23 protein-coding genes and 1 pseudogene are annotated in these 26,033 nt (G+C 29.5%); 14 read left to right on the top strand and 10 right to left on the bottom strand.

Translation table 11 applies throughout. The features are described 5' to 3' along the window. Positions 1-3: 3 nt before the first annotated feature. From B0A78_RS14360 to B0A78_RS00280, 4 genes and pseudogenes are all read left to right on the top strand, one after another. Positions 4-165: a hypothetical protein gene (locus B0A78_RS14360; protein ID WP_169859057.1), complete on the top strand. Its 162-nt coding sequence runs from the start codon at positions 4-6 to the stop codon at positions 163-165. Next, a pseudogene (locus B0A78_RS15030) lies at positions 138-418 on the top strand (DUF1684 domain-containing protein). The gene B0A78_RS14360 and the pseudogene B0A78_RS15030 overlap by 28 nt, the downstream one beginning before the upstream one ends. Further along, a complete protein-coding gene (locus B0A78_RS00285; protein ID WP_324712746.1) occupies positions 405-1,043 on the top strand; it encodes a TatD family hydrolase in 639 nt (212 codons plus the stop codon). The pseudogene B0A78_RS15030 and the gene B0A78_RS00285 overlap by 14 nt, the downstream one beginning before the upstream one ends. Positions 1,044-1,067: 24 nt before the next feature. Continuing rightward, positions 1,068-1,784 carry a tRNA threonylcarbamoyladenosine dehydratase gene (locus B0A78_RS00280; protein WP_014165454.1) on the top strand — a complete coding sequence of 239 codons (717 nt, stop codon included), beginning with the start codon at positions 1,068-1,070 and terminating at the stop codon, positions 1,782-1,784. 10 nt (positions 1,785-1,794) lie between these two features. On the opposite strand, the gene B0A78_RS00275 is transcribed toward B0A78_RS00280, so the two are convergent. Next, the gene (locus tag B0A78_RS00275; RefSeq protein ID WP_014165453.1) at positions 1,795-2,817 is read right to left on the bottom strand and encodes a GyrI-like domain-containing protein; all 1,023 of its coding nucleotides are present in this window, start codon (positions 2,815-2,817) and stop codon (positions 1,795-1,797) included. A 337-nt stretch (positions 2,818-3,154) separates the two neighbouring features. Between B0A78_RS00275 and B0A78_RS00265 the strand changes: the two genes are divergently transcribed. After that, positions 3,155-3,538 (top strand): pyrophosphohydrolase domain-containing protein, encoded by a 384-nt coding sequence (locus tag B0A78_RS00265; protein WP_014165451.1) that lies wholly within the window; start codon positions 3,155-3,157, stop codon positions 3,536-3,538. Positions 3,539-3,623: 85 nt separating this feature from the next. Here the strand turns inward: B0A78_RS00265 and hutI are convergent, their stop codons facing one another. Then, complete coding sequence (gene hutI, locus B0A78_RS00260) at positions 3,624-4,859, bottom strand: imidazolonepropionase (RefSeq protein WP_063744027.1); 1,236 nt, start codon at positions 4,857-4,859, stop codon at positions 3,624-3,626. A gap of 383 nt (positions 4,860-5,242) precedes the next feature. Here hutI and corA point away from each other — a divergent pair, with 383 nt between their 5' ends. Together corA and B0A78_RS14355 are read left to right on the top strand one after the other, a co-directional pair. Next, complete coding sequence (gene corA, locus B0A78_RS00255) at positions 5,243-6,313, top strand: magnesium/cobalt transporter CorA (protein WP_065213451.1); 1,071 nt, start codon at positions 5,243-5,245, stop codon at positions 6,311-6,313. A gap of 123 nt (positions 6,314-6,436) precedes the next feature. Beyond that, entirely contained in the window at positions 6,437-6,604 is a 168-nt protein-coding gene (locus B0A78_RS14355; protein WP_014165448.1) for a hypothetical protein, read from the top strand. A gap of 52 nt (positions 6,605-6,656) precedes the next feature. Here B0A78_RS14355 and B0A78_RS00245 read toward each other — a convergent pair whose 3' ends face one another. Beyond that, the gene (locus tag B0A78_RS00245; RefSeq protein WP_097609280.1) at positions 6,657-9,134 is read right to left on the bottom strand and encodes an outer membrane beta-barrel family protein; all 2,478 of its coding nucleotides are present in this window, start codon (positions 9,132-9,134) and stop codon (positions 6,657-6,659) included. A 66-nt stretch (positions 9,135-9,200) separates the two neighbouring features. Next, positions 9,201-9,542: an arsenate reductase (glutaredoxin) gene (gene arsC / locus B0A78_RS00240; protein ID WP_065213453.1), complete on the bottom strand. Its 342-nt coding sequence runs from the start codon at positions 9,540-9,542 to the stop codon at positions 9,201-9,203. A gap of 62 nt (positions 9,543-9,604) precedes the next feature. On the opposite strand from arsC, the gene B0A78_RS00235 reads away from it, so the two are divergent. Then, on the top strand, positions 9,605-10,537 hold the full coding sequence (locus B0A78_RS00235) for a CPBP family intramembrane glutamic endopeptidase (RefSeq protein ID WP_077225117.1): 933 nt from the start codon (positions 9,605-9,607) through the stop codon (positions 10,535-10,537). Beyond that, entirely contained in the window at positions 10,534-11,571 is a 1,038-nt protein-coding gene (locus tag B0A78_RS00230; protein ID WP_065213454.1) for an AMP-binding protein, read from the top strand. The genes B0A78_RS00235 and B0A78_RS00230 overlap by 4 nt, the downstream gene beginning before the upstream one ends. Before the next feature lie 44 nt (positions 11,572-11,615). Here B0A78_RS00230 and B0A78_RS00225 read toward each other — a convergent pair whose 3' ends face one another. Then, positions 11,616-12,506 carry a hypothetical protein gene (locus B0A78_RS00225; protein ID WP_014165443.1) on the bottom strand — a complete coding sequence of 297 codons (891 nt, stop codon included), beginning with the start codon at positions 12,504-12,506 and terminating at the stop codon, positions 11,616-11,618. Between the two features lie 124 nt (positions 12,507-12,630). Here B0A78_RS00225 and B0A78_RS00220 point away from each other — a divergent pair, with 124 nt between their 5' ends. Both B0A78_RS00220 and B0A78_RS00215 read left to right on the top strand, forming a co-directional pair. After that, on the top strand, positions 12,631-13,671 hold the full coding sequence (locus B0A78_RS00220; protein ID WP_014165442.1) for a formimidoylglutamase: 1,041 nt from the start codon (positions 12,631-12,633) through the stop codon (positions 13,669-13,671). A 24-nt stretch (positions 13,672-13,695) separates the two neighbouring features. Next, the gene (locus B0A78_RS00215; protein ID WP_014165441.1) at positions 13,696-14,961 is read left to right on the top strand and encodes a DEAD/DEAH box helicase; all 1,266 of its coding nucleotides are present in this window, start codon (positions 13,696-13,698) and stop codon (positions 14,959-14,961) included. A gap of 305 nt (positions 14,962-15,266) precedes the next feature. Here B0A78_RS00215 and B0A78_RS00210 read toward each other — a convergent pair whose 3' ends face one another. Further along, complete coding sequence (locus tag B0A78_RS00210; protein WP_014165440.1) at positions 15,267-16,070, bottom strand: TIGR00266 family protein; 804 nt, start codon at positions 16,068-16,070, stop codon at positions 15,267-15,269. Positions 16,071-16,279: 209 nt separating this feature from the next. After that, entirely contained in the window at positions 16,280-16,861 is a 582-nt protein-coding gene (gene miaE, locus B0A78_RS00205) for a tRNA-(ms[2]io[6]A)-hydroxylase (protein WP_014165439.1), read from the bottom strand. A gap of 75 nt (positions 16,862-16,936) precedes the next feature. Here miaE and B0A78_RS00200 point away from each other — a divergent pair, with 75 nt between their 5' ends. From B0A78_RS00200 to ypfJ, 3 genes are all read left to right on the top strand, one after another. Next, the gene (locus B0A78_RS00200; protein WP_041253412.1) at positions 16,937-18,154 is read left to right on the top strand and encodes a glycosyltransferase; all 1,218 of its coding nucleotides are present in this window, start codon (positions 16,937-16,939) and stop codon (positions 18,152-18,154) included. Positions 18,155-18,244: 90 nt separating this feature from the next. After that, entirely contained in the window at positions 18,245-22,219 is a 3,975-nt protein-coding gene (locus B0A78_RS00195; protein ID WP_065213456.1) for a PAS domain S-box protein, read from the top strand. 4 nt (positions 22,220-22,223) lie between these two features. Further along, on the top strand, positions 22,224-23,078 hold the full coding sequence (gene ypfJ, locus B0A78_RS00190; protein WP_065213457.1) for a KPN_02809 family neutral zinc metallopeptidase: 855 nt from the start codon (positions 22,224-22,226) through the stop codon (positions 23,076-23,078). 398 nt (positions 23,079-23,476) lie between these two features. Here the strand turns inward: ypfJ and B0A78_RS00185 are convergent, their stop codons facing one another. From B0A78_RS00185 to B0A78_RS00175, 3 genes are all read right to left on the bottom strand, one after another. Further along, positions 23,477-24,430 carry a zinc metalloprotease gene (locus B0A78_RS00185; protein WP_014165435.1) on the bottom strand — a complete coding sequence of 318 codons (954 nt, stop codon included), beginning with the start codon at positions 24,428-24,430 and terminating at the stop codon, positions 23,477-23,479. Between the two features lie 411 nt (positions 24,431-24,841). After that, the gene (locus B0A78_RS00180; RefSeq protein ID WP_014165434.1) at positions 24,842-25,348 is read right to left on the bottom strand and encodes a TrmH family RNA methyltransferase; all 507 of its coding nucleotides are present in this window, start codon (positions 25,346-25,348) and stop codon (positions 24,842-24,844) included. 4 nt (positions 25,349-25,352) lie between these two features. Then, the gene (locus tag B0A78_RS00175) at positions 25,353-26,003 is read right to left on the bottom strand and encodes a DUF4159 domain-containing protein (RefSeq protein WP_014165433.1); all 651 of its coding nucleotides are present in this window, start codon (positions 26,001-26,003) and stop codon (positions 25,353-25,355) included. Between the last annotated feature and the right edge of the window lie 30 nt (positions 26,004-26,033).

The raw sequence follows: 26,033 nt of genomic DNA, 5'->3' as shown, positions 1-26,033 counted from the left end.
AGTTTGGATTTTTTTTCTATGAATAATGATTATTTAGTAAAGGCAAAGTTTTTGAAATTGACTACAACAACGGAACGTAAAGTAATCTATAAAGTGTATGGACTTTTGGGCTTTGAAATAAAAGGCGTAAAAGAAGAATTGGTTGTCTATCAAATCAAGAATTAAAACATAAAAAAGGATTCGGAAATTATTTGTTTCTCCCATTTAGAGATGAAACAAACGAAGTGACAACCTACGGAGACGGAATATATTTGGAAATACGTACTCCTAAAACAGGGTATTGCTTGATTTTAACCAAGTGTACAATCCGTATTGGGTTTATAATCAAAAGTATTCATGTTCTATAGTTTCTTATAAAAATACTTTGTCTAGACCTATTTCTGTAGGAGTTAAAAAAATCAGGACTGATGAAATATAATTTGCATACACATTCGTTTAAAAACCAAAAAGAGGTATTAGAAGTTGTCAATCAATACCCTATGTCGTTTAATGAAAAAACACCTTATTTTTCTATAGGTATACATCCGTGGTATATAAAAGAAGAATATATTAATAAAGAATTAAAGATAATAGAGAATAAATTACCATTACAAAATTGTTTAGCGTTAGGGGAATGTGGTTTAGATAAACGGATAGATATAAAATTAGATTTTCAAATACAAGTGTTTGAAAAGCAATTAGAACTTGCAAAAAAATATAAAAAACCCTTAATTTTGCACTGCGTTTCGGCTTTTCAGGAAATAATTAGTATAAAAAAAGCAATGAAAATAGAGGAGCCTATTGTTATACATGGCTTTTCTAAGAATATTCAAGTTGCTAAAAGTTTATTAGATAACGAATTTTATCTTTCTTTTGGGAAATATTTAATAAGAAATCCTGAATTAGCATCAGTATTTAAGTATGTACCAGAGGATCGTTTTTTTTTAGAAACAGATACAATAGAAGAAACGATTGAAGAGGTATACAATAAAGCTTCAATAATTAAAGGGAAGAATGTAGAAGGATTAATAGAAGCTAATTTTATGAAAGTGTTTCAACTTTAATGAATTAATAAAAAATAAAATTGAATGGCAGTTTGGCAGGAAAGAGCGGAATTATTATTTAAAACAGAAGGCTTAGAGAAATTAAGAAATTCCAACGTTTTAGTCGTAGGAATGGGAGGAGTAGGTTCGTTTGCGGCAGAATTTGTAGTGCGTGCAGGTATAGGTAAAATGACTATTGTAGATGGTGATGTGGTAGATATTACAAATATTAATAGACAATTACCCGCTTTGCATTCTACTGTAGGAGTGCCTAAAGTACAGTTAATGGCGGCGCGAATTAAGGATATAAATCCTGAAATAGATTTGACCGTTATCGAAGAATTTCTTTCACCAGAAAGAGCTTATGAGCTTGTTACAGAGGATTTTGATTATGTTATGGATTGTATAGATAGTATTACACCTAAACTAAATCTTATTATTGCAGCTAAAAAGAAAAAAGTAAAAATAATCAGCAATATGGGGGCTGGAGGCAAGTTTGAAGCAGGAAAAGTATGTGTGAAAGATATTAGTAAAACAGACTATTGCCCACTAGCTAAACAAGTGCGTAAAAGACTTAAAGCAGAAGGAATTTCAGGAGGAGTAAAAGTGGTTTATTCACACGAAAGACCTGATTATTCAAGTGTAAAAATGACGGATGGATCTAATTTTAAGAAGTCATTTTATGGTACGAATAGTTGGATGCCTGCTTTGTTTGGTTTACACGCAGCAGAAAAGGTAATTAGAGATCTACTTAAAAAATAAAAATCCGCTTTTATTTTTGCAGATTTTCAGGGCTATCAATGTGAGTTTTTGTCGTATCTTTTTTTACGGAACTCACTTTGGTAGCTATTTTTATAGGTTTGACAGGAATGTAAATTTCAGTTACCCAAGAAGAAGCGGATTGAGATGTGGTGTTATTTTTAACTAAAACTTCTATTTCTCGGAACTTATCACTTTGTTCCAATTTGTTTTTCTCCATAAAAGTATGTAGCTGCGGTATAGCTTTTGCTAAATGAATATAATTCCCTTTTACAGTTGCTTTTATAGTACTTGAAGGATTGATTTGACCGCTTAATATATCACTATCATTACTAATGTATATTTTTTTCTTTATAGGTATAGCAATAGAGTATTTAAATTGATTTTGTATACTATCCTTAGCATGGTAAACAAGAAAGGGGGCTCCGTTTATAGGGGTGTTTGTACTGGTTAGTATTTTTTGTAGTTTAGGAACAAAACGTTTGATCATTAATGGGATTTGTTCTTTTTTAGAAATTACAGGGCGTTGTATATAATAAAGGGTATCTCTTTTTACAAAACCATCTAGTTTTATTTCAAAATTGTTAATCTCTCTTGTTAATGTAGTATTTACGAAGCTTAAAGCAGACTCAAAACGATCTTCAAAATCGTTTTTAACACCTCTGCCTATAATACTAAGAAATTTATCTTTAAATGTTAATTCTCCTTCAGTAGACCAAATAGCTTTGGTCTTGTTTTGTAAAGTGTCTTTAAATTTTAATACTAATTTATTTACTACTTCATTCATGATAATTTGTTGGGAAATAGATTCATTAGAGACCTTTTGGAGTTGGATTACTTTAAAATTTTCATCTTTCCAAGGGTTGATAGAATCCCAATTGGCACGATCACTCATGTATTTAAAAGCGATTTCTTTAGAAACCTCTATTAACTTTTCATGTTGTATCTTATATTTTCCATCTTTTGTGGCTACAAATACAGTTATAGTTCCTGTAAGTAATAGCATTAGTAAGAATAAGTATTTAGCTACCTTCATGCTTCTAAGTGTAAACTCATGTAAAGCTATAAAAAAATGTTAAAAACGCAAATTTCTTATTGATTTTTGAGTGTTGTTTTTATGAGAAATAAAATTCCAATGAAAATTAAAAAAGAGATAAGTATCCAAAAACTACCTTTGTAATGTAATTTATGTAGTTTTATATCTTTTCTGTAAGAAAAAATCATTAATATAACAAAGCAAATAAAAAAAGAAATTGCAAATATAATTTGACCTTGACTAAACATAGTTTTTTATTGCAAAATTAAGTATTAGTATTGGTATATTTTTATTTTAAACATCTTAATTGTCATATAAAATTTATAATCAAATAAAAATGGAAAAACAACTCGAATCAGTACGTGTATTTCACCAATCTTTTGGTTTAGGAGTAAAAGAAGTCCCAGTGGCAGATTTAGGTAATGATTTAAATCAACTTCGTTTTAATTTGATGAAAGAAGAAAACGAAGAATATTTAGAAGCAGTTAAAAACAATGATTTAGTAGAAGTTGCAGATGCTTTAGGAGATATGCTTTATATATTATGTGGTACCATTTTAGAGCATGGATTACAACATAAAATAGAAGAAGTATTTGAAGAAATTCAAAAAAGCAACATGAGCAAGCTTGGTATGGATGGAAAACCTATCTATCGAGAAGATGGAAAAGTTTTAAAAGGACCTCATTATTTTAAACCTAATATTAAAAAAATATTATTTTAAAAACGAAAGTCTGTCCTTAAAGAATGAAAGATAAACTCTAATTCAAGTTTTAAGGACAGACTTTTTTTGATATAAAAGTAAGAAATTACATAATTTTACCCTCTATAATCACTTGGTCAATAAGATGGCTTCCAAAAGCGTATGGCAACTGATAATAGGTTGGAATTTCTTTCGTAATAATTAAATTAGCAACTTTTCCTTTTGTAATACTACCATGTGTATCACTGATGCCCATAGCATACGCTCCATTTAGCGTAGCTGCATTAATGGCTTCTTCAGGTGTCATTTTCATTTTAATGCAAGCAGTAGCTACTACAAAATTCATGTTTCCTGACGGAGTAGTACCAGGATTAAAATCAGTAGCAAGAGCTAACGGAAGACCTGCTTCAATCATTTTTCTGGCAGGTGTATATGGTATACTAATAAAGTATGAACAACTTGGTAATGCTACAGGCATGGTATTTGAATTTTTTAATACTTCAATATCATGATCCGTTACAATTTCTAAATGATCAACACTAAGAGCTTGGTGTTTTACACAGGCTTCAATTCCGTTAATGGCAGTAAATTGATTAACGTGTATTTTGGCTCGTAAGCCATATTCCTGACCTGCTTTCATAATACGTTCTGTTTCTTCAACAGAAAAATAACCTGTTTCTAAAAAAGCATCTATATAATCAGCTAAGTTTTCTTTAGCAATTATAGGCAGCATTTCATTTATAATTAGATCTATATAAGCACTATGATTTTCTTTGTAGGAAGCAGGAAAGGCATGAGCTCCTAAAAAAGTAGATTTGATTTTAATAGGATATTGCTTTGCTAATTTCTTAATAACCCGTAACATTTTAAGTTCTCCTTCAACTGTTAATCCATAACCAGACTTTATTTCAATAGCTCCTGTGCCTTGTTGGATAACTTCTTCTAATCTAATTTTTGATTGTTCAAAAATTTCTTCTTCAGAGGTTTCATTTAATTTTTTTGCAGAGTTTAAAATCCCACCTCCTTTTTGAGCAATTTCTTCGTATGAAAGGCCCTTGATTCGGTCTACAAATTCTTGTACCCTGTTGCCCGCATACACAAGATGTGTATGACTATCACACCAAGTAGGTAAAACTACTTTTCCTTTAGCATCTATAATATGAGCATCTACTTTTTCCGGACAGTTTTCCATAGGTCCAAAATCAGAAATAAGATTATCCTCAATTAATAAATACGCATTGTTGATTTTGGGAAGTTCAGCCATATCTTTTCCTGAAACTTTCAGAATAGATTGTTCTCTTATTTGTAATAATTCTTGTATGTTTATAATTAATTTTTTCATCTTTATAAAAAAAAGTCTTGCTAAAGTACTTTGTTTTTATAGTATTCAGTAAAAAAAGTTGACTTTTTTAAAAGAGATCAGATATTTTTTTAATAATAAATTTATTGAACTGTTATTTTTGCTCTAAAGATAGACCTAAAAGATTGATTCTAATGTGTTTTGTAAAAATAAGCTGAGGGATTGTCAAGAAATAAAAAAGATGATACTATTACAGATTAGTCGTGTAAGAGAGCGTTAAATGGTATTATCGAAAAAAACGTATATAAAAAAGAAAGCTACGTTTTTTAGGAAGACATCATTAAACACACCAAAACTGCTTGTTTTTTTAACAGTTTTTTGTCTTTTAAAATATATTTTTGTGTTGTACTAAAAAGAAATGAATCTTGCGAAAAATAAAATATAAAAAAGGAAAAAAAATAATTCCTACTTTTTTAGAGTATACAGGAAGTTATAAAAGTATACCCACCACCATGCAGTTATTTGTTTATGATACACATACTCTAGTAGAAAGTGCTGATGGCTTTTTTGAAGAAATGATTGTAGACGTAGATCTAAAAAAACAAAATTGGATTAATATTCATGGATTAACAGATTTAGAAAAAATTCAAAAAATAGGTGCTTTTTTAAATGTTGATAAATTTATCTTAGGAGATATTCTTAATACAACAAAACGCACAAAAATAGATGAGTATCATAATGTCCTCTTTTTTAGCATCAAGTCTATTTTACCCATTGAGCATTCCGATAATATAAAGGTAGAGCAAATATCGTTTTTATTAAAAGAAGGAATTTTAACTTCTTTTCAAGAAAAGAAGAGTGATTTTTTTGCACATATAAGAGAGCGCATCCGAACGCATTCAGGTATAGTACGTGATAAAGAAGTTGATTATTTATTATATTTATTATTAGATGCTATCATAGAAAATTTTTTTATAACAATAGAGGCAGAAGAAGATAAAGTAGAGGCATTAATTAATATTTCTAAAACGAATTCAAAACCCGAAATATTAGAGCAAATAGAAAAACATCGAGACAATTTTAATTTTTTAAAACGTTCAATAATTCCTTTACGAGATTCATTATACTCTATAAGAACGACAAAAGACGACAATGTATTTAATGTAATAAAAAAGGAAAATTATAGTTTTTTTGATCGATTGCATCAAAAATGTTTAGAGTTATTAGAGCAAATAGAATATGATTTAACAACTTTAGAGAGTGCTTCAAATTTTTATTTTGCCTCACAAAGCCACAAGATGAATGAGGTAATGAAGACTTTAACTATAGTTTCAGTATTTTTTATGCCTTTGACTTTTATAGTAGGTGTTTATGGAATGAATTTTGATAATATGCCTGAATTACACTGGAAATATGGTTATTTTATGGTATTGGTTTCTATGGTGATATTATTAATAGCTATGGCAATTTATTTTAAATGGAGAAAATGGTTCTAGGATAAAAATAACATTTAATTGTTTTAAAAAAGAAAACTTTAGTAAATAAAAAAAGAGTCATAATTATTGGCTATAATAAATAGTATTTTTACTTTTGTAGAGTATACAAAAAAAATCCGGAAAATGTTTGAATTTCAACAGTATTTAGGTTTCTTACTTTTCTTAACCATTTTAACTATGGGATTTTGGTTAATGATTTTCTTAATTAATTTCGTATTCTATTGGGTAGGAGGTTATTTGTGGAATGAATACAAAGAAAAGAGAGCTAATAGAGAAAGCTTAAAACAGTAATTTTATTATTGTTTTAAACAAAAAGCCCCATTTATGGGGCTTTTTAATTGTATTATCCTCCCATATAATCGTTATCATTACCATCATGATTTAGTTTCTGCTTAGAATCTTTTTCTTTTTCGGTTTTTGATTTGTTAAAACGATAAGTAAAAGATAAAGTAGCTACGCGCATCCGATTTTGCATTTCAGAATAAGAATTTACACTTGGCAAGTTTAAATCACGTATCATCTTACGTGAATTAAATACATCATTGATATTAAAGGCTAAAGTAGCTTTGTCTTTTAGGATGTCTTTACTAAATCCTAAATTAAGCACTGCAATTCCTTTTTGAATTCCCTGTGCCATTTTTTGTGATGCGTTGTAAGTAAAATTAGATTGAAAATCAATTTTATAAGGTAAATTAATTCTTGAGTTTAAACGTGCCGTCCAAGTAGAGGATTTAAAATTAAAATCTTGAATAACTAATTCATTTTTGGTATTGGTGTATTGATAATCACCTTTTGTAATATTATAGAAAAAATTAGCATTAGCATTTAGTTTCCACCATTTTTTTACGGTATAATTAGCTGTAATTTCTAGACCATATTTATCGTCTGTTGAAAGATTAAAAGGTGTATTAATGATTACAGGAGTACCATCAATAAAATCACCTCTTTCTTTACGGATAATTTGAAAAGCATCTGTTGTATGATTTAGATAAACAGAGGTGTTTAATGTTAATTGATTCCACTTCTTTAAAAAACCAATATCAAAAGCATCACTATAAGCAGGATTAATATCAGGATTCCCTTGAAATAAGTTGATATTACTTGTATAAGAAGCAAAAGGATTAATAAAACGATCTCTCGGTCTAGTAATACGTTTGCTATAATTGGTGGATATACTTGTGTTTTTTCCTAATTCATAGGTTAAGAAAACGCTTGGAAAAAAATTATTGTAATTTTTTGATTTAAAAATTTGTGAGGTTAATTGATTGATCTCAATATGTGAATTTTCAAAACGCAACCCTAAGAGATAGGATATTTTATTCATTTTAGACCCAAATTGTGTGTAAAAGGCATTTACATTTTCTACATAATTCATTGTATTAGAAAAACCTGTAATATTTTCAAAAACACCCGTGTTTGTGTTAAGATTCTGTACAGAAAAATCAGCTAATAACTTTACAAAATTACCACGATAGCCTGCTTCAAATTGGGAATCTTTTTTTAAAGGTAGTACATAGTCTAATTGCAATAAATTTCGTAGTTGTGTATCGTGTTTTTTGCTACGTTCGTTCCTAACAAATTGATTGTTATTTAGGATTATTTGTAAAATATCAGAATCATCTTTATCCGTGTTTTTTGAAAAAGCACCATCAAAAGTAATTTTATGTCCTTCTTTTTTAAAATTTTTAGTAAAATTAGTGGTATATTCTACATTATCACCTGTAGATACTAGTTGATTATCACGTTTGGATGTATTGTGATAAATTTTGTTAGCATCAAAGTTGTAGTATAAAACGGCTTCGTTATTTCCTCCTTTATTGCTTCTATAATTAAAAGCATTGGTCCAAGAGGTGTTCTTGCTGATAGCAATTTCAAGACCAAAATTTAAGTTGATTCCCTTAGTATACTTTTCGCTATCTCTTCTTTCTTCTAAATAAGAATCTAAAAGACCCGTTTTTTTATTAAAAGTTTCTTGATCAATTTTTGTTCTTCCTGGGTTAGTACGATCATTATAACCTACGGTTGAAAAAAAATTTATCATTTCGTTTTTATAATTTACATTAGTAGAAAGACTATTGTTTTTAGGTGTTCCAACTGCGGCTATAATACTGCCGTTAATTCCTTGGTTTTTACCTTTTTTAAGAATTATATTAATGATTCCTCCTCCTCCTTCAGCATCATAACGAGCAGAAGGTGTAGTAACCGTTTCTACTTTGTCTATTGCATCGGCAGGAATCATTTTTAGAGCATCGGTTACGCTTACCGCATTAGTGGGTTTGCCATCTATTAAGATTCTAACATTTTCATTCCCTCTTAGGGCTACAGTTCCTTCACTACTAATAGAAATAGAAGGGATATTGTCAAGGACATCACTTACGGTTCCTCCTCTAACCAATATATCTTTACCTACAGTAAACACTTTTTTATCAAGTTTTAGATCTACTGTTGTTCGTTCAGATCGTACCACTACTTCGCTTAGTGTTTTAGCATCAGGTTCTAAAGAAATAATCCCAATATCTAAACTCTCATTGTATAATTTAGGAGTGGTTAATAAAGTTTTAAATGATAAATATTCGTATTTTAATATAAAATTACCGGATGTGTTTTGAAGAGTAAATTCTCCTTTTAAATTGGTAATTGTACCATTAATGGGTTTATTGTTACTAGGATTAATAACAGTTATAGTGGCATATTCAAGTGGTTGCTGAGTTGTTTTGTCAACAAGTCTACCTGTAATTGTAATTTTTTTAGTAAATTCTTTTTCTTGTGCATTGAAAACAATTGTTGAAAAAACAAAAAATAGAAATAATAATTTTTTCATTTAGAGGGAGTTAATAGGTAAAATTAGCGGATATACTTGATTTATAAAATTAAGAAAATGTTAATTTTATAAAATTTCCTTGATCCGTTCAGTAGGTCTTGCAATGACAGCCTTATCTCCTTTAACTACAATGGGTCTTTCTATAAGTTTGGGAAACTCGACCATTGCCTGAATAATTTCTTCTTCATTTAATTCTTTTGATTTAAAATTTTCAATCCAGATAGTTTCTTTTTTCCGAACTAAATCAATAGCTGGGAGGTTTAATTTTTTTAATAAATCTTTTAAATCTTCTACAGTAGGAGTGTTTTCTAAATAATTAATAACTTCAAAATTTTGATTTTGATTTTCTAAAAAACAAACTCCCTCTCTTGATTTAGAACAACGAGCATTATGGTAAATTGTAATCATGATTTAATTTTTTTTTGTAACAAAAATAGGCTAAATTGCTCTTATACTTAAAAAATAAAAATATGTTTTTAGAACAAGCTTTTTTTAATGGGAATAAATTTTGGAAATATCTTTTGGGAACCTTTATTGTTTTTATTTTTACTTTAATAGGACAGGTACCCTTTATGATTGCTGTTTTTTCTAAATTAGAAGAAAAAAAGGATACTATTTATGGAAAGGATGAGGCAGCTCTTTTGCAGGTTTTAGATAGTAATTTTCAACTTTTTCTGATGTTATTGAGTTTTGTTTTTGCTTTTTTTGGTTTTATTCTTGTCGTTAAAACGTTGCACAAACAACCTCTTGTTAAAATTATTACGAGTAGAGTATCTATAGACTGGAATCGTGTCCTTTTTTCGTTTACCGTTTGGGCTTTTCTTCAGGTTTTAATATTATTAATTTCTTATTTTATATCACCTACTGATTACCAATGGAATTTTGAATTAAAACCTTTTTTAGCACTGTTTTTTATAGCTTTATTCATGATTCCTATACAAACTTCTATAGAAGAATTAATATTTAGAGGTTATTTAATGCAAGGTCTTGCATTAGTGTTTAAAAACAAATTAATACCTTTAGTTTTTACTTCTGTACTGTTTGGAGTGTTACATATCAGTAATCCTGAAGTCGCTAAATTAGGTAACGTTTTAGTACTCTATTATATAGGTACAGGTGTATTTCTAGGTATTATAACCTTGATGGATGAAGGAATGGAACTTTCATTAGGATTTCATGCCGCAAATAATTTAATTACCGCTTTATTGGTAACTTCCAAATGGACTGTGTTACAAACGGCATCAGTTCTAAAGGATGTTTCTAATCCAAAATTAAGTTTCGAACTTTTTTTACCAATAGTTATAATTTTTCCTATTTTATTAATGATTTTCTCTAATAAATATCATTGGAAAAATTGGGAAGAAAAATTAAAAGGTACGATTTTAATACAAAATAAAAGATGACAATTCATTCGGAATTTAAATTAAATGGGATTTCTTATGATGTAAACACTTTGTCTTTTTGGGCAAAAGAAAAAAGCAAAGCAGGAAAAGAATATGAGAAAATTACAGCAGCATTTATATTAGAATGGTTAGACACAAGTCCTTATGTAAATGTGCAAACTTCAGGAACCACAGGAATTGCTAAACAAATAACATTAAAAAAAAGAGCTATGATATATTCAGCTCAAAGCACAGGTGCTTTTTTTGGATTAAATCCAGGATCTAAAGCCTTATGTTGTTTGCCTGTTAATTATATTGCAGGAAAAATGATGTTAGTAAGAGCAATGGTACTGGGCTGGGACTTAACCATTGTGGAACCTACTTCATCTCCATTAAGAAATCTTCATGGAATGTACGATTTTATAGCTATGGTTCCCTTACAAATAGAGCAATCGTTAGATAAATTACCAAAAGTAAGGATTGTATTGATAGGAGGAGCTAAGGTGAATTCCGTTTTGACCGAAAAGTTAGTTCAAAATTCTATAAATGCTTATGAATCTTATAGTATGACCGAAACAATTACGCATATTGCGCTAAAAAAAATAGGAACAAAAAGTTTTAAATTATTGCCAGGTGTAGTAATTAATCAAGACGACAGGGGATGTCTAGTTATAAATGCACCTAATATTGATGCTGAGAGACTAGTAACTAATGATCTGATAGATTTAGTTTCAGAATCAGAATTTATTTGGAAAGGAAGAGTTGATCATGTTGTAAATAGTGGAGGAATAAAGTTATTTCCTGAACAAATTGAAGCTAAGTTAACGCATAAAATTCAACAACGTTTTTTTGTATATGGCTTGCCAGACGAAAGGTTGGGGGAGAAATTAGTATTAGTCATTGAAGGGCAAAATTATAAAATAGATCCTTCTAGCTTTAAAGAACTAGGTTTGTATGAAACACCTAAGCAAGTAATTTTTATACCTAAATTTGAGGAAACAGAAACAGGTAAAATAAAAAGAAAAGAAACAATGAAAAAAAATACCATTCCTTAATTCTTCTATAATAAGGAATGGTATTTGTGCTTTAGGAACGGGTTTTATCTTAAAGAGAAACTCGTTTTAGCAACTAATTCAGTTTTATCAAAAACATTTACAAAAAAGGTTCCTTCCGAAATATCCTCTACAGGAAGGTCTTTTTCTACTTTTACGGTTTTGTTTTCATAACGTACAGAAGATACAAAGCTATAAGTAAGCATTTTATCGCCAAAGCTTTCGATCTTTTTATCACCTAATACGTTGTTTTTACTATCTATAATTTGAATATAATAGGATTTATCTCCTGATTTAGCAATTTGATTTTCTGCTATTGTAAAACTAATTTTTAAAACATTTGCACGACTTGCTTTGTCTGTAACAATTTGTCTTCCGCTACTTTTTTGTTTAACAGCTGTTGTTTGTAAGTTAACAATAGACAGTTTAGATCCTTTTTCAATTGCTTTAGCCAACATATTGTTTTTTGAAACTAAGGTATCATTTATGAAGCGTGATTTTTTTAGTACTGTATTAGTACTGTCTATTTTAGTGGTAAGTGTTGCATTTTCTTTTTTTAATCCTTCAATTTGCTTGATTAAATTAGCTATTTTAGATTTTAGTTTTTCAATTTCACCTTTGTATCGCGCAAGGGCTTTAGTATCAGTGCTTTTTGTTTTTTCTAATTCCACCATTAATTGCTGAATTTTTTCTTTTTCTGCCATTAATTCCTCGGTCATTGAGGTGTTTGATTCCATAGTTGTTTCTAAAGATTGCTTAGTTATTTCTAAGTCTTTAATTAAAGCCTCTTTTTCATTTGTTACTACGGATAAGGTATTTTTAGATTCTTCGTTTAGTTTATAAATATAAACTAAGCTAGAAGCTAACATAGTTAATAAAATACCTATAACAACTTTAAAGCCTATGTTATTAGATCTTTTTGGAGCATTTCTTTGCATATTAAATTTATTTATTTAGGGTTATTATAGTATGCTAAAATAATTTTTTAATGTGATTGTACCAAGAGTTAACGTAACTTTACATAAAAATAGTATTTTTGACTTAATATAATTTTGTTCCCCAATGGAAAATTTAATTCGTTTTAGACAATCTGATCTTTCAAAAATTACAGCTTATCGTAATGGTGAAATAAAATTTGGAGAAAAAATTCAAATTGTTCCTAAAGATGAGGATGTGTTTAGTTTTTTAAAAAGAAGTGAAGCAAAGTATGTCCTTCTAGGAATTCCAGAAGATGTTGGTATACGTGCTAATTTAGGTAGAAGAGGAGCTAAAACAGCGTGGGAAAGTACCCTTCAGAGTGTAGCCAATATACAACATAATAAATTTTGTAAAGGCAGTCAAATTATTATTTTAGGGCGTGTAGATGTTTCGCAAGAAATGAACGAAGCAGAAGATTTAGATCCTAATAATCCTGATGATCGAAAACAATTATTTAAAATAGTTGAAAATATAGATAAAGAGGTTTCTCATATTATTTACCATATTATCAAGGCTGGAAAAATTCCTATTATTATAGGAGGAGGGCATAATAATGCTTATGGAAATATTAAAGGAACAGCACTGGGATTAGGAAAATCTATTAATGCAGTAAATTTTGATGCACATTCTGATTTTAGAATCTTAGAAGGAAGACATAGTGGCAATGGTTTTTCTTATGCCTTTGAAGAAGGCTTTTTAAAGAATTACTTTATCTTTGGTTTACATGAAAGTTATACGTCTAAAAATGTATTAGATATTATAAAAAGTAAAAATGATCGAGTAAAGTACAATACGTATGACGAAATTAAAATTCGTCAAGAAAAACATTATCAGTCAGAACTAAAAATAGCTTACGAACACATAAAAGGAGATCCCTACGGAATTGAAATTGATTTAGATTCTATTCCTAATGTCCCCTCTAGTGCTATGACTTTAAGCGGTTTTTCAGTAGAGGAAGTAAGACAATTTTGCCACTTTTTTGGTAAACATAAAAATGCCTCTTATTTGCATATTTGTGAAGGAGCACCTTCTTTAGGTGAGGATAAAAACCCTCAGTTAGTTGGTAAACTGATAGGCTACTTGATAACAGATTTTATAAAAGCACATTCTTCAGTCATAAAATAGTACCTTTGCTTAAATTTTTTATATATGACTTTTGAACCGTTCCGTTTTCATCGAAATATTGTAGAATCAATAAAAGAAGCAAATTATACAAAACCAACAGAAATACAAGAAAAAACAATACCTATTGTTCTTGAAGGAGAAGATTTAGTAGGATGTGCGCAGACTGGAACAGGAAAAACAGCTGCTTTTGCTATTCCCATTTTAAATTATCTAATTCCAATAGTAGGTTCTGTTAAAAAGAAAAAATACATTCGAACAGTCGTTTTAGCTCCTACTCGTGAGTTAGCGTTGCAGATTGAAGAGAGCTTTAATAAATACGGGAAATATACTAATTGTACGACACTTACTATTTATGGAGGTGTTCCTCAAGCAACTCAAGTAGAAAAATTAAAAGAAGGAATTGATATATTAATAGCTACCCCAGGACGATTTTTAGACTTGAATAAACAAGGGGTAATAGATATTAATCACTTACATCATTTAGTTATAGATGAAGCGGATTTAATGCTTGATATGGGGTTTATAAATGATGTGCGAAAAATAACAAAAATAGCTCCACAAAATAGGCAAACACTTTTATTCTCCGCTACTATGCCTATAGAAATTAGAGAAATTGCAGAAGAATTTCTTAAAAAGCCAAAGTATGTAGAAGTTAAATCCACTTTTAACAATAGTCAGAACATAATACAATCTGTCTATTTTGTTGAAAAATCTGAAAAAAAACAACTCTTGTTGCGAGTTATTAAGCAAGAAAAACTAGGAAACACTATTATATTTGTAAGAACCAAACAAGGTGCCGAAAATCTTGCTGAATTTTTACGAAAAAATCAATTAAATTGTGATGCTCTTCATGGTGATAAATCTCAAAATGCACGTCAAAAAGTACTAGAAGATTTTAAAAACAAAACAATTGATTTTTTAATAGCTACAGATGTTGCTTCAAGAGGAATAGACATAGATCAGCTTCCAGTAGTTATTAATTATGATTTACCTAATATTCCTGAAACATATATTCACAGAATAGGTAGAACGGGTAGGGCTGGTCATTCAGGTATTGCTATTTCTTTTTGCGGTAAAGACGAAGAATTATATTGGAAAGATATTGTTAGATTATTAAAGAACAAAGTAACAATTGTAGAAGATCACCCTTTTCCTTGGAAATCAAATAGTACTGTAAAAAAAAGGACCCAATCCAGTCAAACTATAAATGGCACTTCGCCAAAACAAAAAAATCTTAAAAAGTCCCGAAAGTCTGATAATTCTAAGAAAAACAAGAAACGTTGGTATTAATACAATACGATCCATCTTGTATCTGGATTATGCGTTAGACTTTGTGATGAAGATGAAAAGGGCAAAGAAGATAAAAAAGGAACAGAAATTTTTTTCGTAGATGTACTTTTACGGCTTTAAATCTAAAAAATCATTTTTTAGATTTAAAGCCGTTTTTATCTGTACTACATTTCTAATGCATAAATCTAGGTTTAAAGAAGCTCTTCGGAGTTATTCTATTAAATAAAAAGGCAAAGCCAGTCCACCTTTGTACTTTTCTTAAAACAGTATCTAGCCTATTTTTGGACAGTACATTTATAACATGGTTAAAAACTAGTATCGCCATCTAATAACCTACCCAACCCTCCTAATAAACTACCTTCTTCTTTGTTGTTTTGACCTCCTATGGTAGATGCAGCAATAATTCGTCCAGCTAAACGACTAAAAGGCAAAGATTGAATATAAACTACTCCTGGACCTTTTAAAGTAGCATAAAACATACCTTCTCCGCCAAATAAAGTGTTTTTTATACCACCTATAAATTCTATATCATAATCTATATCTTTCGTAAATCCTACAATACAGCCTGTATCAATTTTTAAAATTTCTCCAACTTGTAATTCTTTACAAGCAAGTGTTCCTCCTGAGTGTACAAATGCCATACCATCTCCTTCTATTTTTTGCATAATAAACCCCTCTCCACCAAACAAACCTCTCCCTAGTTTTTGAGAAAATTCAATACCTACAGAAACTCCTTTTGCAGCACAAAGAAAAGAATCTTTTTGACAGATAAATTTGCCCCCGTATTTCATTAGATCTATAGCAATAATTTTTCCAGGATACGGAGAGGCAAAGGAAATTTTTCTTTTTGAAAAATCTTGATTTTGGTAAGCAGTCATAAATAAACTTTCACCTGTTAATACGCGTTTACCAGCACTTAAGAGCTTGCCTAATATTCCAGAATCCTGATAGTTTGAACCATCGCCAAAAATAGTTTCCATTTTAATTCCGTTTTCCATCATCATAAAGCTTCCTGCTTCTGCAACAACTATTTCTTGTGGATCTAATTCTATTTCTACATATTGCATTTCTTCACCATAAATATGATAATCTATTTCATGTGCTTGCATTTTCTTAGTTTTTAATGTTGATAATAAGTTTTATATTGTAAGAAAATATTACAAAAAAAGGGCTTAAAGATCTCAATTTTAGACCCAACGGAGTTCAATCGAACAATATGAACAGGAAAAATAAATTACATGGTGTTGATAATGAAGTTTTTCCTGTTGTTGAAGGGGGCGAGCTAAGACGTTAAGTAATTATTTTTTGGTCGCCCATCTTAACCATGTATGGTTTCTTTTTTACCATAATTTATAATAATACTTTCTTCATAAGCAATCCATTCTTTCCAACGGTTGTCTACATAGTCCCTTTCGCCATATTTTCTAGCAAAATTTAAAAAAGTAGTGTAATGATTGGCTTCAGAAATCATAAGCTCTCTATAAAATTTAGATAATTCTTGATCTTGAATATTTTCAGAAAGAACTTTAAAACGTTCACAACTTCTGGCTTCAATCATAGCAGCAAATAATAAACGGTCAATCATAGATTGTTCGCGACTTCCGTCTTTTTTTAAAAATTTAGTTAATTGTCCTACGTAATCATCTTTGCGCTCACGAGTAAACTCATAATTACGTTCCTTAATAATGTCATGTACCATTCTAAAATGATCCATTTCTTCAATGGCTATTTTAGTCATTTCAGTTACTAGATCTTCTTTTTCTGAGTTATTAATGATGAGGTTAATTGCGTTAGTTGCGGCTTTTTGCTCGCACCACGCATGATCTGAAAGAATTTCAGCAAGATTTCCTTCTGCTATATTAGCCCATCTAGGGTCTGTTTTAAGTTTTAATCCTAACATATAAAAAATTATTGAAATACAAAATTACATTTTTTACTCCTAATTTATAGTTGTTATTTTGTGCAAAAAAAAGACTTGGAGACAGTTTTATTTATAGGTTTAGTTTTTCCAGAGCCCACTTCTTCTGCTGCTGGGACTAGGATTTTGCAACTCATTAGTTTGTATAAAGATTTGGGATATAAAGTAATTTTTGCTTCAACTGCACAAAAAACAGAAAATTCATTTGACCTATCATCTATTGATGTAGTAGAATATGCCATTGAGCTAAATCATGCTAGTTTTGATGATTTTGTTTTAAAGATTGATCCAGTTATGGTGGTTTTTGATCGGTTTATATCAGAAGAACAATTTGGATGGCGTGTAGCTACTACCTGTCCTAAAGCAATACGTATATTGGATTCAGAAGATTTGCATTGCTTACGTTATGCTAGACACACAGCAGTAAAAAAAAATATGGTTTTTGAAATCAAAAATTTAGTAGAAGAACCATTGGCTCTAAGAGAAATAGCTAGTATATATAGATCAGATTTAACTTTGATAATTTCCGAATTTGAAATAGAGGTATTACAAAATGTTTTTAAGATAGATAAAACACTACTTTATTATTTGCCAATTTTTTATTCAAACAAAGTTCAGACACGTGCTTATGAGGATAGGAAAAATTTTGTTTTTATCGGGAATTTTTTACACGAGCCGAATTACGATGCCGTTCTTCAGCTAAAAATGATTTGGAAAGACATACGTAAAGAATTACCTAATATAAATCTTAATGTTTATGGGGCTTATGTTTCTCCTAAAATAAATCAGTTAAATAATGAAAAAGAAGGTTTTTGTATCAGAGGGAGAGCCTCCTGTGTATATGATGTACTAGAAGAAAGTAAAGTTTTGTTAGCTCCTTTACGATTTGGTGCGGGAATAAAAGGGAAGTTGTTGGAAGCAATGGTAGTAAATACGCCATCAATAACCACGTCTATTGGAGTAGAAGGCATAAGTTCTATCGGATATTGGAACGGTTATGTGGCAGATAATATGAAAGACTTTATTGAAAAGTCCATAACTTTGTACCGAGAAAAAGAAATTTGGGAAGAATCCTGTAAAAAAGGAGAAAAAATTATTCTTGAAAAGTTTAAAAAAGAATTATATAAAAGTTTGTTTAAAGAATTTATATTGAAATTGAAAAAAGGAATAAATAGTCATAGGAATCAAAATTTTATTGGTAAGTTATTATCGCAAAACCAATTTGCAAGTACAAAATATATGTCGAAATGGATAGAGGAAAAAAGTAAGAAATAATTATTATGTAGTTGTTTTTTTTGTATTTTTATTAGGTATTTAGGATAAAAGTTAAATTGTATATTTTTGATTAGGATTTTGGTTTTTCAAATGATTCATTGGTTAGGATTAAATATTTACCAGTTATCTTGGTATATACTTTTTTTCTTATTTATTGCTTTTTTTGTTGGGTATTACGGATTTTTTAAAAAATCGGTTGTTAATCCTGAAATTATATATGATTTTTCAGAGGTTGAAGGAGCTAATGAGCAATATCGATTATACTTTTTGTTTGTAGGAATTGCATTGCCTTTAATAGAGTTTATAATTGATTTTTTTCATCTACGACAAGAAGAATTTTTTCCTATTAACCTTACTGTTGCTACCATTTTACTTTTTTTATATGTAGCTAGTTATAAAATTTCATTTGTAGAAAAACATTTAGGAGTCTTTTTTACTCTTATTTTTTTTAGTTGTTTTTTTATTACCTTATTACGTATAGTGATCCATCCAGAACATGTGTTTACTTATTTTGACTGGATTGTTTTATTCTTTTTTTCTTATAGTCTTTTTACTCGTATACATTTTTACTGGGTCTTTGTAATCTGTAATTATTTGCTCATAATATTTTTGTTTTATTACAAAGTACTTAGCCCAATAATGTTTGTTACTTTGAGTTGTAGTTGTTTAATGATTTCTTTAATAAATCATGTACGCTATATTATAAAGTATAAAGCAAAAGACAATTTTTTATTTACCAACAATGCTATTAATAGAAAAGCAACTTTAATTATAGGGATTAATACAAACGGAATAATCGTTTACTGTTCTGAAAATGTAAAAAATATTTTAGGATATAGTTCTGATGATCTAAAAGGAATTAGTTTTTTAACTTTAATAGAAGATCCAGAATATTCAATTGAAAACTATCAAACTAATCATGAGTTTTATACTCGTAAGGTATTAACAAAACAGGGGGCCTACCGCTACATACAATGGAAGAATGTTAAATATTCTGGAAATATCTACCTGAATATTGGTCAGGATATTACAGGACTGATTAATTTAGACCATCAATATAAAAATCTAATAGAAACCGCAACCGATATTATTTATGAAATAGATAAAGAAGGAAGGTTTACTTTTGTAAATACATTTGCTAAATCATTATTTAATTTAAGAGATGAAGATGTAATTGGTGAAAATTTCTCCCTTTTTATTAGAGAAGATTATAAAAAAGAAGTATTCCAGTTTTATCGTTCCAATTTATTAGGAAGGAAAAGTATTCCCTCTATAGAATTTCCAATTATTGTTAATGAAGGTACGGAATTATGGTTGTCTCAAAAAGTAAATGTTAAAAAAAATCAAGAGGGAGAAATTTTAGGTTTTTCTGCAATAGCAAGGGATATTACTTTGCTAAAGAATATAGAAATAGAACAAAATAACAGGCAAAGGAAAAATGAAAATTTCAATAAAACAATAAATAAATTAGCTACTCTATCTTATAAAGAAGAAGAAAGTTTTAATGACAGAATTAATCTTATACTAAAATCTGCTGCGGAAGGAACACTAATAGATAGAGTGAGTTATTGGACTTATGATCGATTAAGCCTTAATTGTTTTTCTTTATATGATTTAGAGTTAGATATATTTAAAGAGGGATTGGTGTTTTTTAAATCAGACCATCCTAATTATTTCGAATATCTAGAAAAAGAACAATTAATTGTAGCGAATAATGTATACGAATATTTTTATACTAATGAGTTTGTAAATGATTATTTTTTAAAAGAAAAAATTAAATCTATGCTCAATCTTCCTGTTTTTATTAATGGAGAGTTGCATTCTTTATTAAGTTTTGAAGCAACCAAACAAAAAAGAGAATGGGATAATGATGATATTAACTTTGCAAGATCAATAGCAGATGTAGTTTCATTGGCAATTGAAACGTATAAAAGAAGAGAGACAGAAGAAAAATTAGAAGAAAAAACAAAAATACTAACAGCAATTGCTGTTTCAACAGAAAAATTACTCAAGAATGATGATTTAGATCAGTTATTTGAAGAGATTTTTTCTATTGTAGGCCAAGCCACTAATATTGATCGAATTTATTATTTTGAAAATAATGAAGTGGAACATTATTTCAGCCAAAAGAACGAATGGGTAAATAAGAATAAAAATATACAACCAGAAATAAATAACAAATCGTTGCAAAAAATGCATCATAAAGATAATTTAATTTATTATGAAGTGTTATCAAAAAAACAGGTATTTAGAGCTAAAAGTTCTCAAATAGAAAATCCTTTTATTTATCAAAGATTGCGTTCACAAGGAATACTATCTATTTTACTATTCCCTATATTTATAAATGATGCTTTTCGAGGTTTTCTAGGATTTGATGACTGTTCTAGAGAACGTGAATGGACAGAAGAAGAGGTAAGTATCTTACAAATTTTAGCTAATAATGTTTCTATTACGATCGAAAGAATTGAAAATTTGAATTTGATCGAAGAATCACAAAAACAATTTAAATTACTAGCTGATAATATACCAGGAGTCGTATTCTTGTCAGAATATGATCAAAAATTTTCTAAAATATACATCAGTGACAAAATAGAAAACCTAACAGGGTATACTCGTGAAGAATTTTTAGAAGGTAAAGTATATTTAATTGATTTGACCCATAAAGAGGATAAAGCAAAAGTAGTATACGAAAATAAAAGAGCTTTTGAAGGCAATATCCCCTTCCAATTAATCTATAGAATTAAGAAAAAATCCGGAGAATATATTTGGATTGAAGAATTTAGTGATACTGTTATCAAAGACGGGAAAGTTTCTTATATAGGAGGAATTTTAGTTGATGTAACAGAAAAAAAATTAATAGAAAAAGAAATTAAAGCTCGAGAGTATGCCGAAACTTCCAATAAAGCTAAATCCGAATTTTTGGCTAATATGAGCCATGAAATCAGAACACCTTTAAATGCTATTATAGGATTTTCGGGATTAATGAAACAAACAGAACTAGACGCTACTCAAAACGAATATTTATCAACAGTAAATGAATCTGCTAAAATCTTGTTAGAGGTGGTAAATGATATTCTGGATTTTTCAAAAATTGAAATGGGAAAATTAGAATTAGAGTTTAAAAAATCAAACCTATATGATTTAATACTGCAAATTGTTAAAATTATACGTTTTGACTCTGAAAAAAAAGGAATTGCGCTAAACTTTAAATTTGATGAAAAAATACCTAAATATGTTTCCATAGACCCTTTAAGAATAAAACAAGTTTTATTAAATTTATTATCAAATGCCGTTAAATTTACCAACGAAGGAGAAGTAGTTTTAGAACTAAAACTAAAAGAAATTCAAGAAAATAAAGCTAAAGTTCAATTCCTTGTTCATGATAGTGGTATAGGTATAAGAAAAAGTAATCATCAGAAAATCTTTGAACCTTTTTCTCAAGAAGATAACTCAACAACCAGAAAATATGGAGGCACGGGGTTAGGTTTGACTATTTCTAATAATATTTTGAGTTTAATGGGAACTCAACTTCAGTTAGAAAGCAATTATAAATTAGGGAGTACTTTCTTTTTTGAACTAGATTTAGTTTTTTGTACACAAAACGTAGAATGCGAAGATTACAGTATTCAAAAAAAGAAAGAAACTCTTGAAGATCTAAAAACAATAGCATTTGAGAAATTCAAAAATAATGAATTTAAAATATTAATAGTAGAAGATAATAAAATCAACATGATGTTAGCTAAAACACTTTTAAGAAAAATAGTGCCTCATGTGATTATTTTTGAAGCCGAAAATGGAATTGTAGGGGTTGAACAATATGCTCAAAATGCTCCTGATCTAATACTATTAGATATTCAGATGCCTTTGATGAATGGATATGAAGTATCCTTAGAAATTAGAAAAATTGATAAAAAAATTCCAATCATAGCACTTACAGCAGGAACTATAAAAGGAGAAAGAGAAAAATGTCTAGAAGTAGGTATGAATGACTATATTTCTAAACCTATAGATAAAGAGTTTTTTGAAACAACAATATTTAAATGGTTAAACATAAATAAAAAATAACAAGATGAAGTGGCAAGGAAGACGTCAAAGTGATAATGTTGAAGATAGAAGAGGTGTACCAGTAGGTGGAAAAATGATAGCAGGAGGAGGAGTATTAGGAATTATTATCCTTTTATTAAATCTTTTTGGAGGAGAAACTGGTAAAATGATAGCCCCTGTTTTAGAACAAATGAATCAATCCAGTGCTCAAGAAGTAGCCTCACAACGTTCTCTTACACCAGAAGAAAAAGAAATGGGGAAATTTGTAGCCACTGTTTTTGCTGATACAGAAGATATTTTTGGTAAATTATCTAAAGAAAACAATATTAATTACAGAAATCCTAAAATGGTTTTATTTACAGATGCAGTTGAAACAGCTTGTGGCAGTGCTTCCGCAGCTTCAGGCCCTTTTTATTGTCCTGGAGATGAAAAGGTATATATGGACTTAGCTTTTTTTGAAGAATTAAGAACTCGTTTTGGTGCTAAAGGAGGAGATTTTGCAACAGCTTATGTTATTGCACATGAGGTTGGACACCATTTACAAACAGTTATAGGGACTTCCAATAAAGTACGACAGTTGCAACAAAAAACGACTCAAGAAGAAGGCAATCGTTTATCGGTAGCTTTAGAGTTGCAAGCAGATTTTTACGCGGGGGTTTGGGCTAAACATAATCAGAAATATTTAGATCCAGACGATATTGATGAAGCTTTAAGTGCTGCACAAGCAGTAGGAGATGATGCAATCCAAAAAAGATTGCAAGGGTATGTTGTGCCTGAATCATTTACCCACGGTACTTCTGAGCAACGTAAAAAATGGTTTTTAAAAGGCTATCAAACAGGTGATTTACGAGCAGGTGATACTTTTTTGGAAATAAAGTAGGAAAAAGATAAGATTTTTAAGAATTTCTTTACAATATATAAAAACAAAAATACTTTATAATATCATTTATGCTTTAAATTAAGGGTTTACTTAAGAAACTAAGAAGAATAGGAAAAGTTATAAAGTTTAGATAGAAATTATTTGAAAAAGGATTTCTGAAAGAGGTTTTAGAAGAGGAGATAATAATGTTAAGAAAATTTCTGAAAAAATAGCTAGCTTATAGAATAGAAATTGACCGATTCAAAAATAATGATTGCATCGTATGTTAAGTTATTTAAAGAGAAAGTATTAAGATACTTTTGGGAAAATGAAGTAAAAATAATAACATAAAAACAAAAGCCTGACCAAAAGATCAGGCTAAGGTTAAAAAAATATTATATGAGGAAAATATGATTCTATTATGGTTGAGCAAATGATGCTCTAGCTCCACCAGCAGCAAAGATAGCTAATGATCTTTCTTTTTGTCCTTGAGAGAACATATACATACCTCTGTCGTCAGTGTAATCCATATAGTTCATATACATTTCTAGTGGGGTACCAGTACAAGTAGATTTGTGTCCTGCGGTAGGAACTCCATAGTTAGCTGAATCATGTAGAGGAGTATCTGCTACAAAATCATTTCCGCAATTTGCATCACCCCAAATATGACGTAAGTTCATCCAGTGGCCTACTTCGTGAGTAGCTGTTCTACCTAAATTAAATGGGGCAGTAGCTGTACCTGTTGTGCCTGTATATTTATAATGTAGTACTACACCGTCGGTTGCAGCGGCACCTCCAGGAAATTGAGCATATCCTAATAAACTTGAACCTAAATTACAAACCCAAATATTTAATTTTGTAGTTGGAGAAGTAGGGCTTATACCACCTTGTGTTGATTTTTTCATAGAGTCATCAGTTCCCCAACTTCTCTTTTTAGTGCTTTTACGAATTACTTGGTCTAAAACAAATCGAACGTTAAAATTACCACTTCTTACAGAAGAATAAGGATTGTTAGCTGTGTTATAATCAGCATTTGTAGCTGCATAATCGGCATTTAATACATCAATTTGTGATTGTAATTGAGCTAATGAAATGTTTTCTGTGCTACCATTGTATAATACGTTGAAAATAACAGGAATTTCAATAACACCGTTTACTAAACGATTGTTTTTAATTGCTTCAGATGCTTGTTTTTCGAAAGATGCCATTCTAGAAGCTAAAGAGGGGTCTTCTTGCATTTGTCTTTCCAGTACTTCATGCGATGCACATCCTCTATGAGCAGCAGTTTCTACTTGATCTGTTGGAGAATTGTCTTCTTTTTGACAAGAAAACATCATTAACGCTACTGATGCGGATAATAAAACTTTTTTCATATTTTTTTGGTTTTTGGTTGATAAAATTTGTTTTATTCTGCTGCAATGATATGAAATATATTTTAATTACAAAACGTTTATTATAAAAAATTATGATTTTTTTAGAAAAGTATTTATTTATTTTTTATTTAAAATATGTATTTTGCATTTATTTATGTATTTTGTTGTGTAATTTATATAGTTTTTAAGAGTAATAGATACGCATTAGGGATTTATTATAAATAAAAAGAATTTTGAATTTTAAAAAAGTATTCAGTTTTTGGTTCTGAACATACGAAAACTATATTTGCGAAAAAAAATCTATATATTTTCATCTTCTTTGCCTTTTTATCTTCATTATAAAGGCTAAAGAACAATCTGGGTTAAAGCAAAAAGGAGGCAACCGTTTTAGGTATTTGCTATGAAATTGTATTAAGTTAATTGAAGAGTTAGTTCGTAAAGTGCTATAGATAATGCTTGTGCAACATTCATGCTGCTGTTATATCCAAACATAGGAATATGTGTGTGGATTGTAGATAATTTTAGGATCTCAGTTGAAATTCCGTTTATTTCGTTGCCTATTATTAGAGTAATAGGTTGGTTTAGGTTTATTTTTATTTTGTTCAGAGGGATGCTGGTTTGGGTGATTTCTAGTGCAATACAGATAGAAGAAGTTGAATGTAGATGATTAATAAGTAATTCTTGTTCTTTAATGATTTCAAAAGGAACCCTTTTATGAGTACTTCTAGATGTTTTATTGATTTTGCGTTCAGAAAAGATAAATTTTGAACCTGAAAAAATAATTTTAGAAACGCCCATTGCATCACAAATTCTAAAAATACTTCCTATATTTTCTTGAAAATAGACACCATCACACACTAATGTGATTGGGAATTTTTTAGAATTGAAAGCAGTATTGTAATGATTAAGTTGTTCCAAATGACTAATGGTTAAAAACGTAATTTAGGATATTAGCTCCCATTTTTAAAGCTTTTTCACGTACTTCCTTGGGGTTGTTATGAACTTCATAATCTTCCCATCCATCGCCTAAGTCGCATTCATAAGTGTATAATAATACTAGGCGATTGTTTAAAAATAGACCAAAAGCCTGTGGTCTTTTGCCATCATGTTCGTGAATTTTAGGTAATCCGGATGGAAAAGGGTACGGTTTTTGAAAAATAGTATGTGAAGTAGGAATTTCTATTAAAGATTGATTAGGGAAAAGTTTTTTAATTTCATTTCGTACATATTGATCCATTCCATAATTGTCATCTATATGTAAAAAGCCTCCTGCATTTAGATAGTTTCTTAAATTTTCGGCTTCTTGAGGACTAAAAACCACATTTCCGTGTCCTGTCATGTGTATAAAGGGATATGAAAAAATATCGCTACTACCAGGAGTTACAGTAGAGGGTTTTTGTTTGATACGCGTGTTGATTGTTTGATTTGTAAATTTTATTAAATTAGGTAATGATGTGGGATTAGCATACCAATCGCCACCTCCATTGTATTTTAGTAAAGCTATTTCTTGAGAGAAAAGAGGAGAGCTAAAAAAAGCTAAAAAACTAAAAATTATAAGATCTGTTCTAAACATTTTTTACCGCGTGAGTCTTATTTTATTTTG

It is taken from the genome of Flavobacterium columnare NBRC 100251 = ATCC 23463 (genome assembly GCF_002530675.1).
Classification (GTDB): domain Bacteria; phylum Bacteroidota; class Bacteroidia; order Flavobacteriales; family Flavobacteriaceae; genus Flavobacterium; species Flavobacterium columnare.
This window is presented reverse-complemented; position numbering and strand designations above follow the sequence as displayed.

Excerpts from the sequence above, each read along its gene's own strand:
- B0A78_RS00275 (WP_014165453.1), bottom strand. The coding sequence starts at position 2,817 with ATGAAGGTAGCTAAATACTTATTCTTACTAATGCTATTACTTACAGGA.
- B0A78_RS00280 (WP_014165454.1), top strand. The coding sequence starts at position 1,068 with ATGGCAGTTTGGCAGGAAAGAGCGGAATTATTATTTAAAACAGAAGGC.
- B0A78_RS00215 (WP_014165441.1), top strand. The coding sequence starts at position 13,696 with ATGACTTTTGAACCGTTCCGTTTTCATCGAAATATTGTAGAATCAATA.
- B0A78_RS00225 (WP_014165443.1), bottom strand. The coding sequence starts at position 12,506 with ATGCAAAGAAATGCTCCAAAAAGATCTAATAACATAGGCTTTAAAGTT.
- B0A78_RS00185 (WP_014165435.1), bottom strand. The coding sequence starts at position 24,430 with ATGAAAAAAGTTTTATTATCCGCATCAGTAGCGTTAATGATGTTTTCT.
- B0A78_RS14355 (WP_014165448.1), top strand. The coding sequence starts at position 6,437 with ATGTTTGAATTTCAACAGTATTTAGGTTTCTTACTTTTCTTAACCATT.
- B0A78_RS00220 (WP_014165442.1), top strand. The coding sequence starts at position 12,631 with ATGGAAAATTTAATTCGTTTTAGACAATCTGATCTTTCAAAAATTACA.
- B0A78_RS00235 (WP_077225117.1), top strand. The coding sequence starts at position 9,605 with ATGTTTTTAGAACAAGCTTTTTTTAATGGGAATAAATTTTGGAAATAT.
- arsC (WP_065213453.1), bottom strand. The coding sequence starts at position 9,542 with ATGATTACAATTTACCATAATGCTCGTTGTTCTAAATCAAGAGAGGGA.
- B0A78_RS00210 (WP_014165440.1), bottom strand. The coding sequence starts at position 16,070 with ATGCAAGCACATGAAATAGATTATCATATTTATGGTGAAGAAATGCAA.
- ypfJ (WP_065213457.1), top strand. The coding sequence starts at position 22,224 with ATGAAGTGGCAAGGAAGACGTCAAAGTGATAATGTTGAAGATAGAAGA.
- miaE (WP_014165439.1), bottom strand. The coding sequence starts at position 16,861 with ATGTTAGGATTAAAACTTAAAACAGACCCTAGATGGGCTAATATAGCA.
- hutI (WP_063744027.1), bottom strand. The coding sequence starts at position 4,859 with ATGAAAAAATTAATTATAAACATACAAGAATTATTACAAATAAGAGAA.
- B0A78_RS00265 (WP_014165451.1), top strand. The coding sequence starts at position 3,155 with ATGGAAAAACAACTCGAATCAGTACGTGTATTTCACCAATCTTTTGGT.
- B0A78_RS00230 (WP_065213454.1), top strand. The coding sequence starts at position 10,534 with ATGACAATTCATTCGGAATTTAAATTAAATGGGATTTCTTATGATGTA.
- B0A78_RS00195 (WP_065213456.1), top strand. The coding sequence starts at position 18,245 with ATGATTCATTGGTTAGGATTAAATATTTACCAGTTATCTTGGTATATA.
- B0A78_RS00245 (WP_097609280.1), bottom strand. The coding sequence starts at position 9,134 with ATGAAAAAATTATTATTTCTATTTTTTGTTTTTTCAACAATTGTTTTC.
- B0A78_RS00175 (WP_014165433.1), bottom strand. The coding sequence starts at position 26,003 with ATGTTTAGAACAGATCTTATAATTTTTAGTTTTTTAGCTTTTTTTAGC.